Source organism: Thalassococcus profundi (assembly GCF_003344785.1).
In the GTDB taxonomy this organism is placed as follows: domain Bacteria; phylum Pseudomonadota; class Alphaproteobacteria; order Rhodobacterales; family Rhodobacteraceae; genus Puniceibacterium; species Puniceibacterium profundi.
Genome location: NZ_QPMK01000007.1, coordinates 85375 through 100697 on the forward strand (window position 1 = coordinate 85375; position 15323 = coordinate 100697).

Annotated in this window: 13 protein-coding genes; 11 read left to right on the forward strand and 2 right to left on the reverse strand. The window is 67.6% G+C overall.

The features are described 5' to 3' along the window. The first annotated feature begins 12 nt into the window (after positions 1-12). The 5 genes from DU478_RS11495 to DU478_RS11515 all read left to right on the forward strand — a co-directional run bounded on the left by DU478_RS11495 (position 13) and on the right by DU478_RS11515 (position 7145). A complete protein-coding gene (locus DU478_RS11495; RefSeq protein ID WP_114511112.1) occupies positions 13-843 on the forward strand; it encodes a tryptophan 2,3-dioxygenase in 831 nt (276 codons plus the stop codon). A 56-nt stretch (positions 844-899) separates the two neighbouring features. After that, complete coding sequence (locus tag DU478_RS11500) at positions 900-1670, forward strand: uracil-DNA glycosylase (protein ID WP_114511113.1); 771 nt, start codon at positions 900-902, stop codon at positions 1668-1670. Continuing rightward, positions 1667-2209 carry a molybdenum cofactor biosynthesis protein B gene (gene moaB, locus DU478_RS11505; protein ID WP_114511114.1) on the forward strand — a complete coding sequence of 181 codons (543 nt, stop codon included), beginning with the start codon at positions 1667-1669 and terminating at the stop codon, positions 2207-2209. The genes DU478_RS11500 and moaB overlap by 4 nt, the downstream gene beginning before the upstream one ends. Positions 2210-2303: 94 nt before the next feature. Further along, positions 2304-3761, forward strand: coding sequence for an efflux RND transporter periplasmic adaptor subunit (locus tag DU478_RS11510; protein WP_114511115.1), 1458 nt, complete (start codon positions 2304-2306; stop codon positions 3759-3761). A gap of 3 nt (positions 3762-3764) precedes the next feature. Continuing rightward, positions 3765-7145, forward strand: a complete 3381-nt coding sequence (locus DU478_RS11515) for an efflux RND transporter permease subunit (RefSeq protein WP_114511116.1) — start codon at positions 3765-3767, stop codon at positions 7143-7145. Between the two features lie 198 nt (positions 7146-7343). On the opposite strand, the gene DU478_RS11520 is transcribed toward DU478_RS11515, so the two are convergent. Further along, positions 7344-8147, reverse strand: coding sequence for a protein-disulfide reductase DsbD domain-containing protein (locus tag DU478_RS11520; RefSeq protein ID WP_199488330.1), 804 nt, complete (start codon positions 8145-8147; stop codon positions 7344-7346). Positions 8148-8280: 133 nt separating this feature from the next. Between DU478_RS11520 and DU478_RS11525 the strand changes: the two genes are divergently transcribed. Next, positions 8281-8871, forward strand: a complete 591-nt coding sequence (locus DU478_RS11525; RefSeq protein WP_114511173.1) for a YqgE/AlgH family protein — start codon at positions 8281-8283, stop codon at positions 8869-8871. Positions 8872-9029: 158 nt separating this feature from the next. Here DU478_RS11525 and DU478_RS11530 read toward each other — a convergent pair whose 3' ends face one another. Beyond that, positions 9030-9980, reverse strand: a complete 951-nt coding sequence (locus tag DU478_RS11530; protein WP_114511117.1) for an L-threonylcarbamoyladenylate synthase — start codon at positions 9978-9980, stop codon at positions 9030-9032. A gap of 134 nt (positions 9981-10114) precedes the next feature. Between DU478_RS11530 and DU478_RS11535 the strand changes: the two genes are divergently transcribed. The 5 genes from DU478_RS11535 to DU478_RS11555 all read left to right on the forward strand — a co-directional run bounded on the left by DU478_RS11535 (position 10115) and on the right by DU478_RS11555 (position 15319). Beyond that, positions 10115-11830 (forward strand): acyl-CoA dehydrogenase, encoded by a 1716-nt coding sequence (locus DU478_RS11535; RefSeq protein WP_114511118.1) that lies wholly within the window; start codon positions 10115-10117, stop codon positions 11828-11830. Further along, entirely contained in the window at positions 11830-12867 is a 1038-nt protein-coding gene (locus DU478_RS11540) for an MBL fold metallo-hydrolase (RefSeq protein WP_114511119.1), read from the forward strand. Before DU478_RS11535 ends, DU478_RS11540 begins: the two co-directional genes overlap by 1 nt. Positions 12868-13394: 527 nt before the next feature. Continuing rightward, positions 13395-13961, forward strand: a complete 567-nt coding sequence (locus tag DU478_RS11545; protein WP_114511120.1) for a toxin-activating lysine-acyltransferase — start codon at positions 13395-13397, stop codon at positions 13959-13961. After that, a complete protein-coding gene (locus DU478_RS11550; protein ID WP_114511121.1) occupies positions 13958-14581 on the forward strand; it encodes a hypothetical protein in 624 nt (207 codons plus the stop codon). The genes DU478_RS11545 and DU478_RS11550 overlap by 4 nt, the downstream gene beginning before the upstream one ends. Before the next feature lie 42 nt (positions 14582-14623). Next, the gene (locus DU478_RS11555) at positions 14624-15319 is read left to right on the forward strand and encodes a hypothetical protein (RefSeq protein WP_114511122.1); all 696 of its coding nucleotides are present in this window, start codon (positions 14624-14626) and stop codon (positions 15317-15319) included. The last annotated feature ends 4 nt before the right edge of the window (positions 15320-15323 follow it).

Consider the following 15323-nt stretch of genomic DNA (forward strand, 5'->3'; position numbering starts at 1 on the left):
GCGGGGGCGAGGATGAGCGGATACGATCCCGAGGACGACGGCGCCAAGGAATCCTTTGCCCGCGACATGAGCTATGTCGATTACCTCGCACTCGACCCGATCCTCGGCGCGCAGCACCGGTTGAGCGACGCCCATGACGAGATGCTGTTCATCATCCAGCACCAGACGTCAGAGCTCTGGATGCGGCTGGCGCTTTTCGAACTCGATGCCGCACGTACCGCACTTGGGCAGGGGCAGTTTCCCGCCACCTTCAAGATGCTCACGCGAGTGGCGCGGATCTACGACCAGCTCAACAGCGCCTGGGACGTGCTGCGCACCATGACGCCCAGCGAATACACCCGCTTCCGCGACGACCTCGGCGCGTCCTCTGGTTTCCAGTCCTACCAGTACCGTCTGATCGAATTCGTGTTGGGCAACCGCAACCGCGCGATGATGAAGGTCCACGAACACCGTCCCGACCTGCACGCGATGCTGACGCAAGAGCTGTCGCGCAAGTCGCTGTATCACGTCGCGCTGGATGCGCTGGCCGACGGGCTTGGCACCCGCTTCGCGCCAGAGGCCTATCGCCTCGACGCCCCGCATCAGGCGCAGGAGGACGTGATGCAGGCCTGGATGCAGGTCTACCGCGATCCCGAGGCGCACTGGTCGCTTTACGAACTGGCGGAAAAGCTGGTGGATCTCGAGGATTACTTCCGCCGCTGGCGTTTCAACCACGTCACCACGGTGGAACGCATCATCGGGCTGAAGCGCGGCACCGGCGGCACCAGCGGCGTCGCCTACCTGCGCCGGATGCTCGAGGTCGAGCTCTTCCCCGAACTTTGGCACATGCGCGGCAGCCTGTGACACTTGGCCTGCCGCGCCCGCTTTCGGCGGATCGCGCGGCGGGCTAACATCGCGGCATGGATTCGCACATGGACTGGCATGCCCTCCGGGCCGCGCTCGACTGGCAGGTCGAACTGGGCGCCGACGAGGCCATCGGCGAAACGCCGGTGAACCGCTTCGAGGCGGCCGCGGAAGCCGTGGCACAGGTAGCGGTCAAGGCCGCCGCGGTCTCTGCCGCGCCGGTGCCCGAACAGGTCGACCCGGTGGCCGTGGCCCGCGCCGCCGCGCGCGATGCCGCAGACCTCGAGGCGCTGAAGGCCGCGCTGGACGCCTTTGAGCATTGCGACCTGCGCCGCGGCGCGCGCAACCTCGTCTTCGCCGACGGCACGCCGGGCGCGCGTGTCATGGTCATCGGCGAGGCACCGGGCCGCGACGAGGACATCCAGGGCAAGCCCTTCGTCGGCCGCGCCGGGCAGCTTCTGGACCGGATGCTGGCGGCCATCGACCTGACCCGCGACGGGTCGGTCTACATCACCAACGTCCTGCCCTGGCGTCCGCCGCAGAACCGCGACCCCAAGCCCGACGAGATCGCGATGATGCTGCCGTTCCTCGAACGGCACGTGGCGCTGGCGGCGCCCGATATACTCATCCTCATGGGCAACATCAGCGCCCAGGCCTGCCTTGGCAAACGCGGCATCACGCGCCTGCGCGGCACCTGGACCGAGGCCTTTGGCCGTCCCGCCATGCCGATGCTGCACCCCGCCTACCTTTTGCGCACGCCGATCGCCAAGCGCGACACATGGGCCGACCTGCTGGACGTGCAGGCGCGGCTGAAAGGACAGACATGAGCCGCATCGACGAGACCCGCGATTTCCTGCCCGTCCGCATCGCCGTGCTGACGGTCAGCGACACCCGTGACCTGAGCCAGGACCGGTCGGGCGACGTGCTGGTGCAGCGGCTGACGGATGCGGGCCATACCCTCGCCGCGCGCGACATCGTCCGGGACGACCGCGACGCCATTTCCGAGAAGCTGCGCGCCTGGTGCGCCGATCCGGAGATCGACGTGGTGATCTCGACCGGCGGCACCGGGCTCACGGGCCGCGATGTCACCGTCGAAGCGCATCGCGACGTCTACGAAAAGGAAATCGACGCCTTCGGCACCGTCTTCACCATGGTCTCCATGCAGAAGATCGGCACCAGCGCCGTGCAAAGCCGCGCCACCGGCGGCGTGGCGCAGGGCACCTACCTTTTCGCGCTGCCCGGCAGCCCCGGCGCCTGCAAGGACGCCTGGGACGAGATCCTGTCGCTGCAACTGGACTACCGCCACCGGCCCTGCAACTTCGTCGAGATTTTTCCGCGTCTCGACGAACATCAGCGACGGAAATAGCGGGCCCGCGCGTAACAGAGCTGTAATTTGGAAATACCCCGGGCGCGGTTACATTACCGCGAGGCCCGGTTCGGGCGCTAACGAAGGGCTGTGAATGCGGTTTCTCAGGCAATCCTTGACCGGTCTGGTGCTGGCGGCGCTGACGCTTGGGCTGCTGGTCTACGCGGGCCTGCTGGTGCAGGGCGCCGTACAGACGCGGCTGGCCGACACGCCGGAGCCTGCACCGGCCCGCGAACGGGTCTTTGCCGTCAACGTGGTCGAAGCGCAGCCTTCCACCGTGACACCGGTGCTGAGCGCCTACGGCACGGTGCAAAGCCGCCGCGAGCTGGAAATCCGGACCGCTCTGACTGGACGCGTCATCGAACTGGCCGACGGCTTCGAAGAGGGCGGGCAGGTGACCGAGGGCCAGGTGCTGGTGCGGATCGACCCCGCCGACACGCAGGCCGTGCTGGACCGGGCAGAAAGCGACATCGCCGATGCCGAGGCCGAGGCCCGCGAGGCGGAGCGTGCCGTGGCGCTGGCCAGCGATGAACTCGCCGCCGCCCGCGACCAGGCCGACCTGCGCAATCGCGCCCTGACCCGGCAGCAGGACCTCGTCGACCGTGGCGTCGGAACCGCCGCGGCGGTCGAGACGGCGGAACTCGCGGCGTCGGCCGCGCGGCAGGCGGTGCTGGCCAGCCGGCAGGCGCTGGCTCAGGCCGAGGCGCGGGTGGATCAAGCCGCCACTACGCTCGCCCGCGCCCGCATCGCCCGCGACGAGGCGCAGCGGCGGCTCGACGACACGGTGATCCGCGCCAGTTTCGACGGCACGCTGGCCGAGGTCAGCGTGATCGAGGGCCGGCTGGTGTCGGCCAACGAACAGTTGGCCCGGCTGATCGACCCCAGTTCGCTCGAGGTCGCCTTCCGCGTCTCGACTCAAAGCTACGCGCGGCTGCTCGACGCGGATGGACAGCTGCGCGCCGCCCCGGTCACGGCGGTGCTGGACGTTTTCGGCACCGACCTCACGGCCACCGGCACCCTCAACCGCGCGGGTGCCGCGGTCGGCGAAGGCCAGACCGGGCGCTTGCTCTTTGCGCGGCTCGACGCGGCTCCGGGTTTTAGGCCCGGCGATTTCGTCTCCGTCGAGATCGAGGAAACGCCGCTCGAAAACGTCGCGCGCCTGCCCGCCACCGCGCTTTCTCCCTCGGGAGAGGTTCTGGTGCTGAACGACGACGAGCGGCTGGAAACCGTCGCGGTCGAGCTGCTGCGCCGGCAGGGCGACGACGTGCTGGTCGCGGGTGACGCCGTTGCAGGCCTGTCGGTCGTGGCCGAACGCACGCCGCTTCTGGGCGCGGGCATCAAGGTGCGCCCGCTGCGCACGACGCCGCAGGCGGCACAAGCGCCCCCGGACATGCTGGAGCTGAGCGACGAGCGCCGCCAGCGTCTGGTGGCCTTTGTCGAGGCCAGCGAGCGGATGCCCGCCGAAGCGAAATCCCGCATCCTTGCGCAGCTGGGCCAGCCGTCGGTGCCCGCCGACGTCGTGCAGCGCATCGAAGCGCGCATCGGGGGCTGACGCATGGCGCGCGACCTTTCCCCGACCGCGGGCGGCATCCTGAGCTATTTCACCCGGCACCGGACGCTCGCCAACCTGCTGCTGGTGATCCTCGTGGCGGCGGGCCTCATGTCGGCCCCCAACATGCGGGCACAGTTCTTCCCGGACGTGATCGTGGATGACGTCAACGTCAGCGTCGTCTGGGAGGGCGCGGGCGCGGAGGACGTGGACGCCGCCATCGTGCAGGTGCTGGAACCGGTACTGCTGGCGGTCGAGGGCGTCGACGAAAGCGAGGCGCGATCAACCGAGGGCCGCGCCAGCATATCGCTGGAGTTCGAGCCGAACTGGGACATGAGCCGCGCGGCGGCGGATGTGCAATCGGCCATCGACGGCGTGACCAACCTGCCCGAGGAAGCGGAAGAGCCGAACGTCAGCCGCGGCGGTTGGCGCGACCGGGTGACCGATGTGGTCATCACCGGGCCGGTCGACCCGGCCCAGCTGGCGCGCTTTGCCGATGAATTCGTGGTGCGTCTCTTCGCCCAGGGCGTCACCCGCACGACGATCCAGGGGCTGGCCGCGCCGCAGACGCTGATCGAGGTCCCGAGCGCCAACCTCATTCGCTACGACATCAGCCTGCGCGAAATCGCCGATGCAATCGCCGCCGAGGTCGACACCGATCCGGCGGGCGACGTCTCGGGCGCCAACACCCGTGTCCGCACCGGCGTCGAAAAGCGCGCGCCCGACCAGATCGCACGCATCGTCCTGCGCACCAATGCCGACGGATCGGCGCTGACCGTGGGCGATGTCGCGACGCTCCGGGTCGAGGGCGTGACCCGCGAACGCAGCTACTTCGTCGGCGAGAACCGCGCCATTTCGATCCGCGTCGACCGCAGCGACCGCGGCGATGCCATCGGCATCCAGCGCACGGTCGAAGAGGTCGCCCGCGACTTCGAGGCCGGGCTGCCCGAAGGCGTCGAGATCGACCTGATCCGCACCCGGGCCGAGGCGATCAGCGGGCGGCTCGACATCCTGCTGGACAACGGGCTGACGGGCCTTGGCCTTGTGCTGGTGCTGCTGTTCCTGTTCCTCAACGCGCGGACCGCCTTCTGGGTGGCGGCGGGTATCCCGGTGGCGATGCTGGCGGCGCTTGCGCTGATGTATGCCTTCGGCATCACGCTCAATATGATTTCGCTCTTCGCGCTGATCATCACGCTGGGGATCGTGGTGGACGATGCCATCGTCGTGGGCGAACATGCCGACCACCTGGCGCAGCGCGGCATGGACCCGGTGAACGCCGCCGAAACCGCCGCCCGCCGCATGGCGCTGCCGGTGTTCTGCGCCACGCTTACCACAGTGATCGCCTTCTGGGGCCTCGTCATCATCGGCGGACGTTTCGGGGACCTCATCAAGGACATTCCCTTCACCGTGATCGTGGTTCTGCTGGCGAGCCTCGTGGAGTGTTTCCTGATCCTGCCCAACCACATGTCCCACGCGGTGGGCCGGTCGGCCAAGGCGCATTGGTACGACGCGCCCTCGCGGGTCGTGAACCGTGGCTTCGTCTGGCTGCGCGAGACGCTGTTCCGGCCGCTGATGGCCGGGGTCATCGCCGCCCGCTACGTGGTGCTGGCCGGGGTCGTGGTGCTGCTGGCCAGCCAGGTCGCATTGCTGATTTCGGGCCAGGTGCAGTGGCGCTTCTTCAACGCGCCGGAACAGGCCAGCGTCACCGGCAATTTCGCAATGGCGCCGGGGGCAACCCGTGCCGACGCGCTGGAGCAGATGCGCGAAATGCAGCGCGCCACCGAAGCGCTGGGCGCCGAATACGAAGAGCGCTACGGCCTGAACCCGCTTGCCTACGTGATGGCCGAGATCGGCGGTAACGCGGGCCGGGGGCTGGCCGGAACGGACGGCAAGGATGCCGACCAGCTGGGCGGCATCTCCATCGAACTGATCGAGGCGGACCTTCGGCCCTATTCCTCCTTCGCCTTCGTCGGCGATCTGCAGGACCGGGTCGAACGCCATCCGATGGCCGAGACCGTAAGCTTTCGCGGCTGGCGCTCCGGCCCCGGCGGCGACGCGCTCGACGTGCAGTTCTACGGCGCCAGCGCCGAGGTGCTCAAGGCCGCGTCCGAGGACCTCAAGACCGCGCTGCTGCCCTATCCCGAAGTGTCGGCGGTCGAGGACAACCTGGCCTATGACAAGGAAGAGCTGATCCTCGAACTGACCCCGCAGGGCGCGGCGCTGGGCTTCGGCATCGATGATCTGGGCGCGGTGCTGCGCAACCGTCTGGGCGGGATCGAGGCCGCGACCTATCCCGACGGGCCGCGCTCCGCCGCGATCCGGGTCGAACTGCCCGAAGGCGAGTTGACGGCGGATTTCCTCGAACGGATGATGCTGCGCACCGAGGCCGGGGAATACGTGCCGCTGGCGGATATCGTCAGCGTCAGCCAGCGCACCGGCTTTTCCACGGTGCGGCGCGAAAACGGCATCCGGCTGATTTCCGTGACCGGCGACATTTCCGAGGACGACCCGGCCCGCGCCACCGAGGTCATGCAGGCGCTGGAGCAGGAGATCCTGCCCGGTATCGCCGCCGAGCGGCAGGTGAACTACCGGCTGTCGGGGCTCAGCGAGCAGGAGGATTCGTTCCTGTCGGATGCGCTCAACGGGCTGATCCTGGTGCTGCTGGGCATCTACCTCGTGCTGGCCTGGGTCTTTGCCAGCTGGACCCGGCCCTTGGTGGTGATGGCGATCATTCCTTTTGGCCTTGTCGGCACGATCTACGGCCACGCGCTCTGGGACGTGCCGCTGAGCATGTTCACGGTGGTGGGGCTCCTGGGCATGACCGGCATCATCATCAACGATTCCATCGTGCTGGTGACGCAGATCGACGAACACGCCCGGACCCGCGGCGTGGTGCCCGCGATCATCGACGGGGCGGCGGACCGGCTGCGACCGGTGTTGCTGACCACCTTGACCACCGTCCTCGGCCTTGCGCCACTGCTTTACGAGCGGTCGCAGGATGCGCAGTTCCTGAAACCCACGGTCGTCACGCTGGTCTATGGGCTGGGCTTCGGCATGGTGCTGGTGCTGCTGGTGGTGCCGTCGCTGATCGCCGTGCAGCAGGACATCGCCCGGCAGGTCGCCGCCCTGCGCACGGCGCTGCGGTTTCGCGAGCCACGCCTGCGCGGCTGGATCACGGCTCTGGCGCTGGCGCTGGGCGGCTGGCTGGCGGCAACGCTGGGCTGGGTGGCGGTGACCGGTGGCCTGCCGGCGCCCTTGGCCTGGCCGGGCCTGGAGCCTTTGCCGGCGGCGCTGATGCTCTTTGTCTTGGGCGCGGTCGTGGTGGCGCTGGTGGGCTACGTGGTGGCGGCGCTGGCGGTTCTGCTGGCCCGGCGGCGCGCGGGCTGACGCGTCGGAGTGAGGGGCCAGCCCCTCACACTCCCCGGAGATTTTACCGCGAGTTTTGCAAGGCAAAACTTGCGGGTGGCAAGATGAAGGATAAATCGGGGGGCGACGGTTCACCAGTGATTGACCTCGCGCCCTTCGTTGAGGAAGGCAAACCGGGCGCAGGTCGATGCCGCGAGAAATCAGGCGCGCCAAAGTCTCTCAGCGGTCGCAGCCGTGGATGTCGACGGCCTGGCCGTCGCCCAGCACGGTGATGCGTAGGCCGGAGCGGTCGAGGGCAAAGGCGCGGCCGTCCATGTGCGCGAGGCGGGTCTCCGTGACGATGCGGCCTTCCGCTTGGGAGGTCACGGGTTCTGCCACCCAGACCTGCGGATTGGCGGTTTCGACCACAGTATGCACTTGGCCGCGCGTCGGCATGTCGATCTCGGCGCGCAGGGTCATGCCGTCCTTGGACTGGCCGATGCTGCACTTGACCGAGCGGACACCGGCCTCTGCGGCGGAGAAGGGCCTGTCGGCCATCGCGGCGGCGATCAGCGGGTCGACACGGGTCGTGGCGGCGGGCAACACCGCGTCGAGCGCCAGCGACTGTGGCACGCAGATGTCCTTGCAGACGCCGAGGTCGACGGTGCCCCGAAGGCGGATGTCGGCGCCGGGACTGCCGGCGGCGATGCGCAGCGGCAGGACCACCTCGGGGGAATACCCCACCGACCGCATGCCGCTTTGGTAGAAGACCCTGGGCGTCGGCCAGCTGATGGCCACGGACTGCACGTTGCGCGATCCGGCCCAGTCGAAAAGCGGCGGGATGCCCGCATCGCCCGGCGCGCGCCAGTAGGTCTTCCACCCCGGCGCCAGCGTCAGGTGCAGCGCCGCCATGTGGTCGCCACCGGCCATGCGCCAGCCCGGGCGCAACTCTGCCTTCAGGATGGGCGTGTCCTGCGCGGCCAGGGGCGAGGCGCAGGCGAATGCCACCAGGACGGTCAGGGCGAGACGAAGTGCATGCATCATGGGGCTGTCTTGCCGCATCGCGCCGTCCCTTGCCAAGTCACGAAGCAGCGATGCGCGCGTGTGCGCGTCTTTTTGGCAGCGCCGCGGCGCCGCCCTTGCGCATGGGCCGGGGGAGGGCCATGCTGGTCCGCAGATGACAGATGCCGACACACAAGCGACGCCCCAGGGCACCGATCTGACCGGGCGCATGCTGATCGCCATGCCGGGCATGGGCGATCCGCGCTTTGCCCATGCGGTGGTCTATCTTTGCGCGCATTCCGACGAGGGCGCGATGGGGCTGATCGTCAACAAGCCGTCGGGTGACGTCAGCATGGAAATGCTGCTGGACCAGTTGCAGATCGAGAGCGAGATCGACCTCGCGGGCCAGCAGGTGCATTTCGGCGGCCCGGTCGAGATGGGGCGCGGCTTCGTGCTGCATTCGCCCGAGTACGAATCGGTGATGACCACGCTCGAGGTGGATGCGCGGTTTCACATGACCGCGACGCTCGACGTTCTCGAGGACATCGCCCGCGGGCAGGGACCCGCCCAACGGCTGATGATGCTGGGTTATGCGGGCTGGGGGCCGGGGCAGCTCGAGGCGGAACTGGCCGAGAACGGCTGGCTGGTCTGCGACGCGACGCCCGACCTGGTGTTCCGCACCGATGACGACCGCAAGTGGGAAGCGGCGCTGGCGACGCTGGGCGTGTCGGCGGTGGCCCTGTCGTCCGAAGGCGGGCGGGCCTGAACGCTTGCCCGAAGGTCCATAGCCGCGACGGGCCGCGGTCGAGGAACCTGCGTCGCTGCTATTTCAAGTCTGCCCAGACCACGCCTGTTCGCAGAATATTCGCAGGCATTCGGGTCGTCCGGGCTTTGAGCATTGCCGTGCCTCTGGGTCCCTTGCTTCTAGGGCCGGGGGGCAGCGGCGCGGCTGAGGCGGTCGTTGATCGCGACGCCCAGGCCGCGGTGCGGAATCGGCGAGACCGCGATCACCTCGGCCCCGGCCGCGTCCAGGCGGTGCAGGTATTCGAAGAGGTTGGCGGCGGCCTCGACCGGGTCGCCACTTTGCGAGAGGTTCAGGTCGCAGGCCACCGCGCCGAAGCCCAGTCGCGCCTCGCCGGTCTTCCAATGCGTCGCATTCAGGCGCACCCGTGCGGCGGGCGCGTAATGCGAGGCGATCTGTCCCGGGGCCGACACCGCGTCGGTGTCCCGGCGCAGGGCGATCCTGCGGCCCAGCACCTCTTCGAGCGCTTCGCGGGTGATGCCGCCGGGGCGCAGCAGCGTTGGTGTGCCGGTCAGCCCGAGGATGGTCGATTCGAGCCCCATGGCGCAGCGTCCGGCGGCGAGAATGGCGGCGACGCGGCCCTCGAGACCGGCCAGCACATGCTCGGGCCGCGTCGGGCTGATCTGGCCGGAGCGGTTGGCCGAGGGTGCCGCCACCGGCCCGCCAAAGGCCGAAAGCAGGCCGCGCGCCACCGGATCGGCGGGCATCCGCACGGCAAGGCTGTCCATCCCGGCGGTCACCAGCCGCGAAACCTTCGAGGCTTCGCGCAGCGGCAGCACCAGTGTCAGCGGCCCGGGCCAGAACGCCTGCGCCAGCGCCTCTGCCGCGTCGGACCAGCGCACCAGACCCTCTGCCGCGTCGCGCGCCGCGACATGCACGATCAGCGGGTTGAAACTGGGGCGGCCCTTGGCCTCGAAGATGGCGGCGACCGCATGATCGTTGCGCGCATCGGCACCCAGGCCGTAGACGGTTTCGGTGGGAAAGGCGACGAGGCGCCCGGCGGCCAGGTGATCGGCGGCGGCGGTCAGACCGGCTTCGGTCGTGTCCAGACGCTCTGTTGGCGCGGTCTGCATGATCCTGTCCCGCTGCTCCCGTGACGCGGCGTTTTGGTTGATGCGCCAAGCCTCGCGGCTAAACCTGATCCAAGGGTGCGGTCGTGATAGGCCGTTGAGACGCGATTGCCAAGCCATCCGCAGTGGAGACAGACATGCCGTACAGGGCGCCGATTTCCGATTACCGCTTTCTTTTCGATCACGTGGTGGATTTCAAGACCGTGACCGACACCGACCGCTTTGCCGAGGCGACGCCGGACATGGTCGACGCGATCCTCACCGAGGCCGGCAAGATGTGCGAAGAGATACTGGCGCCGCTGCAACGCCCCGGCGATCTGAACCCGGCGCGTCTGGAAAACGGCGTTGTCCGCACCTCTCCGGGCTTTGCCGAGGGACACAAGGCCATCGCCGAAGGCGGCTGGGTCGCCATCGCCGCCGATCCCGAATACGGCGGCATGGGCCTGCCGATGACGGTGACCACGGCGGTGAACGAGATGATGAGCGCCGCCTGTCTGTCTCTGCAGCTCAACCCGCTGATGACCCAGGGCCAGATCGAGGCACTGGAGCATCACGCCAGCGACGCGATCAAGCAGACCTACCTGCCCAAGCTGATCTCGGGCGCATGGGCCGGCACGATGAACCTGACCGAACCGCAGGCCGGGTCGGACGTGGGCGCGCTGCGCACCAAGGCCGAACCCAACAACGACGGCAGCTACAGCATCACCGGGCAGAAGATCTACATCTCCTGGGGCGACAACGACTTTACCGAGAACGTCTGCCACCTGGTCCTCGCGCGGCTGCCGGACGGGGTGCCGGGGACCAAGGGCATCTCGCTCTTCCTGGTGCCGAAATACCTTCCAAAGGAGGACGGGACGCCGGGCGTCGCCAACGACCTCCGCGTGGTCAGCCTCGAGCACAAGATGGGGCTGCACGGCTCGCCCACCGCGGTGATGGAATACGCCGGCGCCAAGGGCTGGCTGGTCGGCGGCGAACATGACGGCATGAAATGCATGTTCACGATGATGAACAATGCGCGGCTGGGTGTCGGCGGGCAGGGCATCGGCGTCGCCGAAGGCGCCTATCAGCACGCGCTGGCCTACGCGATGGACCGCAAACAGGGCCGCACCTCGGTCGAGGACGGCACCGGCACCATCGTCGATCATGCGGACGTGCGCCGGATGCTGGCGACGATGAAGGCCGAGGTCTTCGCCGCCCGTGCCATCGCGCTGGCCAATGCCGTCGCCATCGACATGGCCACCGCCACCGGGGATGCGGACTGGGCGGCGCGCGCCGCCTTGCTGACCCCGGTGACCAAGGCCTTCGGCACCGACACCGGCATCGCGGTCGCCGACCTTGGCGTGCAGGTGCATGGCGGCATGGGCTTCATCGAGGAAACCGGCGCGGCGCAATACTGCCGCGACGTGCGCGTCACGGCGATCTACGAGGGCACCAACGGTATCCAGTCGATGGACCTTGTCGCGCGCAAGATGATGGACGGCGGCGAGGCGGCCTTCGATCTGCTGGACGAGATCGAAACCTTTGCCGAGGCGGCGAAATCCGAGCTGCCGGACCTGGCCGAACCGGTCTGGCAGGCCGCCGAGACGCTGCGCGAGACCGTCGAATGGCTGGTGGCCCAAAAGGACCTGACCGACCGTTTTGCCGGGTCGGTGCCCTTCCTCAAGGGGTTTGCGCGCGTTTTGGGCGGCTACTACCACCTGCGGGCGGCGATGGCCGATACCGGCGGCGCGCGGGCCCGGCTGGCACGGTTCTACATTTCCCGCCTGCTGCCCGAGCACAGGGGGCTCTTCGCGCATGCGCGCGCGGGGTCCGGCGACCTCTTCGCGCTCAGCCCCGAAGACCTGGCCGCGTGATGGACGGCGAAGGCGGCGCGATCCGGTACCCCTGGGCCGAACCGCCGGCCGAGGGTGCCGCCGCCGAAGTGGCGCCGGGCGTGCTCTGGATGCGCCTGCCGCTGCCGATGAAGCTCGACCACGTCAACGTCTTCGCGCTGGACGACGGCGACGGCTGGACGGTGGTGGACACCGGGTTCAATTCGCGCCGGACCCGCGCGATCTGGGACAGCCTGCTGGCCGGGCCTCTGGGCGACAAACCGGTGCGGCGGGTGCTGGTGACGCACCACCACCCAGACCATATGGGCCTTGCCGGCTGGTTCCAGTCGCAGGGCGCGGAGCTTCTGACGACCCGCACCGCCTGGCTCTTCGCGCGGATGCTGACGCTCGACAAACAGGAGCGTCCGACCGACGAGACGGCGCTTTACTGGCGGCGTTGCGGCATGGCGCCGGAGATTCTCGAAAAACGGCTGGCGGAACGGCCCTTCAACTTTGCCGACGTGGTGCATCCCATGCCGCTGGGCTTCACCCGTATCCGGCAGGGCGACGTGCTGAGACTCGGCGGGCGCGACTGGGACGTGCATATCGGTAACGGCCACGCGCCGGAACACGCGACCCTCTGGAGCCGCGACGACGACCTCGTGCTGGCGGGCGACCAGATGCTGCCGTCGATCTCGTCCAACATCGGCGTCTACGCCACAGAACCCGAGGCCGACCCGGTGGCCGACTGGCTCGAAGCCTGCGAGCGGCTGGGTGCCCTGGCCCGCGACGGTCACCTGGTGCTCGGCGGGCACAAACTGCCCTTCGCGGGCCTACCTGCGCGGATGCGGCAGCTGATCCAAAATCACCACGGCGCGCTCGCGCGGCTCGAGGCGCATCTGTCCGAACCGAAGGCCGCGGGCGACTGCTTTGCGCCGCTGTTCAAGCGCAGGATCGGAGAGGCGGAATACGGCCTCGCCCTGGTCGAGGCGATGGCGCATTGCCTGCACCTCTGGCACGAAGGGCGGGCCACCCGACATCTGCGCGAGGACGGCGCCTGGGCCTTTCAGGCGGTCTAGGGTCAGGCCCCATTACTCCTGCACCGTCAGCGCCTCGAAATGCGCGATTTCAGATGTTTGGCACGCGCCGGGAAGGCTGACTGCCTTGGCAAGCGGGCCGAGCGGCTGAAAGTGTGCATTTCGAGGCGTCCGAAGGATTTGGCGGTTTTTCCGCCCTGCTGCCTCTCAATGCTTTAAAATAGAACCACTATTCCGGCAGCATTGCTCGTTGCAGGACAGAAAATCTGCCAAACTGACGGTGCAGGAGTGATGGGTCCTGACCCTAGGCGTTCGGAGGGCCGCACAGACCAGCGGCAGGCCGGAGATGTCCGTGGTTTTGCCCGGCTCCGATTGCGGCGCGGACCGCGCAGTCCCGGCTGTCATTTATAGCCGGTCTTGTGGTCCTAGTTCCGGATCGGAAACGGTCAAGGCCACCTGATGCGACACAGCATCAGAAAATCGCCTTATAGGCGAATTGTCGCTTGCCGCGGCGCGAATCCTTGGTAGTTTTCGGGGAAAGAACACCAAGAAGACGGGGGAATCCGGTGATGTCGAATGAAGGTGGGCGTTCGGCGTCCAGCGCCAAATCCGCACGGGCCGATCAGCCCGATCCGGAGACGCTCGAAAAGCTCGCCGGTCTGCGTGCCCAGGTGCGCGAGAACTTCGGCAAGATCGCCATGGCGATGATGGCCCTGTCGCGCTATCGCCACCAGACCATCGCCGACCTGCAACACCTCGTGCTCGAACCGCTGCTGCGCGACCGCGTGGCGCTGGCTTATCCGTCGGACCCCGAGACGACCCAGGCCGATGTCACCGGCATGGCGATCTGGGCAAGCGTGTCGGACGAGGTCGATACCAAGATCCGCGAACAGATCCGCTCTGGCGTGTTTCCGATCCGTCTCAAGGCCGATGAGTGGAATTCCGGCGATATCAATTGGTTGCTCGACGTGATCGCACCCGATCAGGCTGCCACGACGCGCGTGCTCGCGAATTTCAAGCAGGTGGTCAAGGACGGCGACCTGCGCCTGCATCCGCTGATCGGCCGTATCGTCGACGCCGAGGTGCTCAAGAAGATGGGTGCGTCCGCCACCCCGCCGGGCGAGACGATCCAATGACGCAGCACGTCCGGCTCGGCAAGCTGGAAACCATGAACAACTCACGCTTCTACGCCTCGGCCGATCCCGAAGGACTGGCCGCCGACGAGAGTGTCGCGGCGGCACTCAACTGGCAGGGCGACGTGGTGTCCGATGCCGCGGTGCGCAAATCCGTGCGTCCGACCAAGGCCAAGGCGAAACCTCTGGGCGAATTGAATTTGATCCAGAACCGGTTCTTCATCGTCGGTCCAAAGACCGCAGAGGTTGTGCGGAGGTTCGACCATGGCGCGGGCAAACTGCGCCCGATCGCGGTCGAGGACACCAACGGCTTCGCAACCTCGCGCGACGAGTTCTATTCCTGGAATTTCGGCAACCAGGCCGCGCATTTCCGTTCCGTGGACAGCACAGAGATCGAAGCTTCGAATTGCGGCACCGAAAAGCCGGGCGAACATATCTATGTCCCGCCGATCTGTCCGAAGGACGACACGCTGGCCTTTTCGCGCGACTGCCTGGCCGGTCCCGACGCCTGGCGCGAACGTTTACTTTCGGCAGGCACCGTGCTCAGCGACCGGTTGGCCGCGGGACTGCGGGCCGCCAATCTCGACATGCCATTCGAAGTAATCCGTTGCCGCGTCGCCTGACGCGACCCGAACCGCATTGGACTTGTGACTTTGACATCGCCCATGAACAATCTTTCGGACCCGAGCAACACGCCGCTGGCCCCGATCTGGTCGATGCGCCCGATGCTCGGCCCGTTTCACGACGTGCTGCCGCTGCGCCTGCTGGCGCCGGGCTCGTCAGAGCCCTGGGACGTGAACGACATCCATCGTGCGAACAACCGCTACCACGCCGCAGAGCCGCTGGGCGAAAGCGGCATCCCCGGCGGTTTGTGGTTCATGAACACGGGCAAGACCCTGGAGGATGCCGACGTTCAGGTCCTCTTGGAACGTCACGAAATATTCCGTTTGAATTCCATGCTGTTCGTGTCTGGCGGGCTGGCCGGACTCCTTGCCGAACTCGATCTGGGTCGTGGCGGATTGCACCGCGTGCCGGTCTACATGCAGGACGGCACGACCGAATTCCGGCGCGAAGTCTTTCTTCTGGAATTTCCCAATGCCAAGGACACGGTGATCCGTGATGCCACGCCCCGGTGCAAGCCGCTTTATCCGAACCGCCCCGATACGACGTATAAACTGCCGATGTCCCTGGCCGGCAGGGATGTCTTTGTGAATAGCGATGCCGCTGGCCCGCCGGACCTCTGGTTCGATCCGATGATCGACCAGACCCAGTTCGCCAGCGACGCGGCGGCGCAGCGCCTGATCGCTGAGGGCCATGCCGTTTCCTTCGATCTCAACCAGTGCAAGCTTCTCGATCCATAGCGAT

What these genes read in the sequence shown, in the direction of transcription:
- DU478_RS11545 (WP_114511120.1), top strand. Translation starts at nt 13,395, where the DNA reads ATGTCGAATGAAGGTGGGCGTTCGGCGTCCAGCGCCAAATCCGCACGG.
- DU478_RS11500 (WP_114511113.1), top strand. Translation starts at nt 900, where the DNA reads ATGGATTCGCACATGGACTGGCATGCCCTCCGGGCCGCGCTCGACTGG.
- DU478_RS11525 (WP_114511173.1), top strand. Translation starts at nt 8,281, where the DNA reads ATGACAGATGCCGACACACAAGCGACGCCCCAGGGCACCGATCTGACC.
- DU478_RS11515 (WP_114511116.1), top strand. Translation starts at nt 3,765, where the DNA reads ATGGCGCGCGACCTTTCCCCGACCGCGGGCGGCATCCTGAGCTATTTC.
- DU478_RS11495 (WP_114511112.1), top strand. Translation starts at nt 13, where the DNA reads ATGAGCGGATACGATCCCGAGGACGACGGCGCCAAGGAATCCTTTGCC.
- DU478_RS11510 (WP_114511115.1), top strand. Translation starts at nt 2,304, where the DNA reads ATGCGGTTTCTCAGGCAATCCTTGACCGGTCTGGTGCTGGCGGCGCTG.
- DU478_RS11555 (WP_114511122.1), top strand. Translation starts at nt 14,624, where the DNA reads ATGAACAATCTTTCGGACCCGAGCAACACGCCGCTGGCCCCGATCTGG.
- DU478_RS11535 (WP_114511118.1), top strand. Translation starts at nt 10,115, where the DNA reads ATGCCGTACAGGGCGCCGATTTCCGATTACCGCTTTCTTTTCGATCAC.
- DU478_RS11540 (WP_114511119.1), top strand. Translation starts at nt 11,830, where the DNA reads ATGGACGGCGAAGGCGGCGCGATCCGGTACCCCTGGGCCGAACCGCCG.
- DU478_RS11550 (WP_114511121.1), top strand. Translation starts at nt 13,958, where the DNA reads ATGACGCAGCACGTCCGGCTCGGCAAGCTGGAAACCATGAACAACTCA.
- DU478_RS11520 (WP_199488330.1), bottom strand. Translation starts at nt 8,147, where the DNA reads ATGATGCATGCACTTCGTCTCGCCCTGACCGTCCTGGTGGCATTCGCC.
- DU478_RS11530 (WP_114511117.1), bottom strand. Translation starts at nt 9,980, where the DNA reads ATGCAGACCGCGCCAACAGAGCGTCTGGACACGACCGAAGCCGGTCTG.
- moaB (WP_114511114.1), top strand. Translation starts at nt 1,667, where the DNA reads ATGAGCCGCATCGACGAGACCCGCGATTTCCTGCCCGTCCGCATCGCC.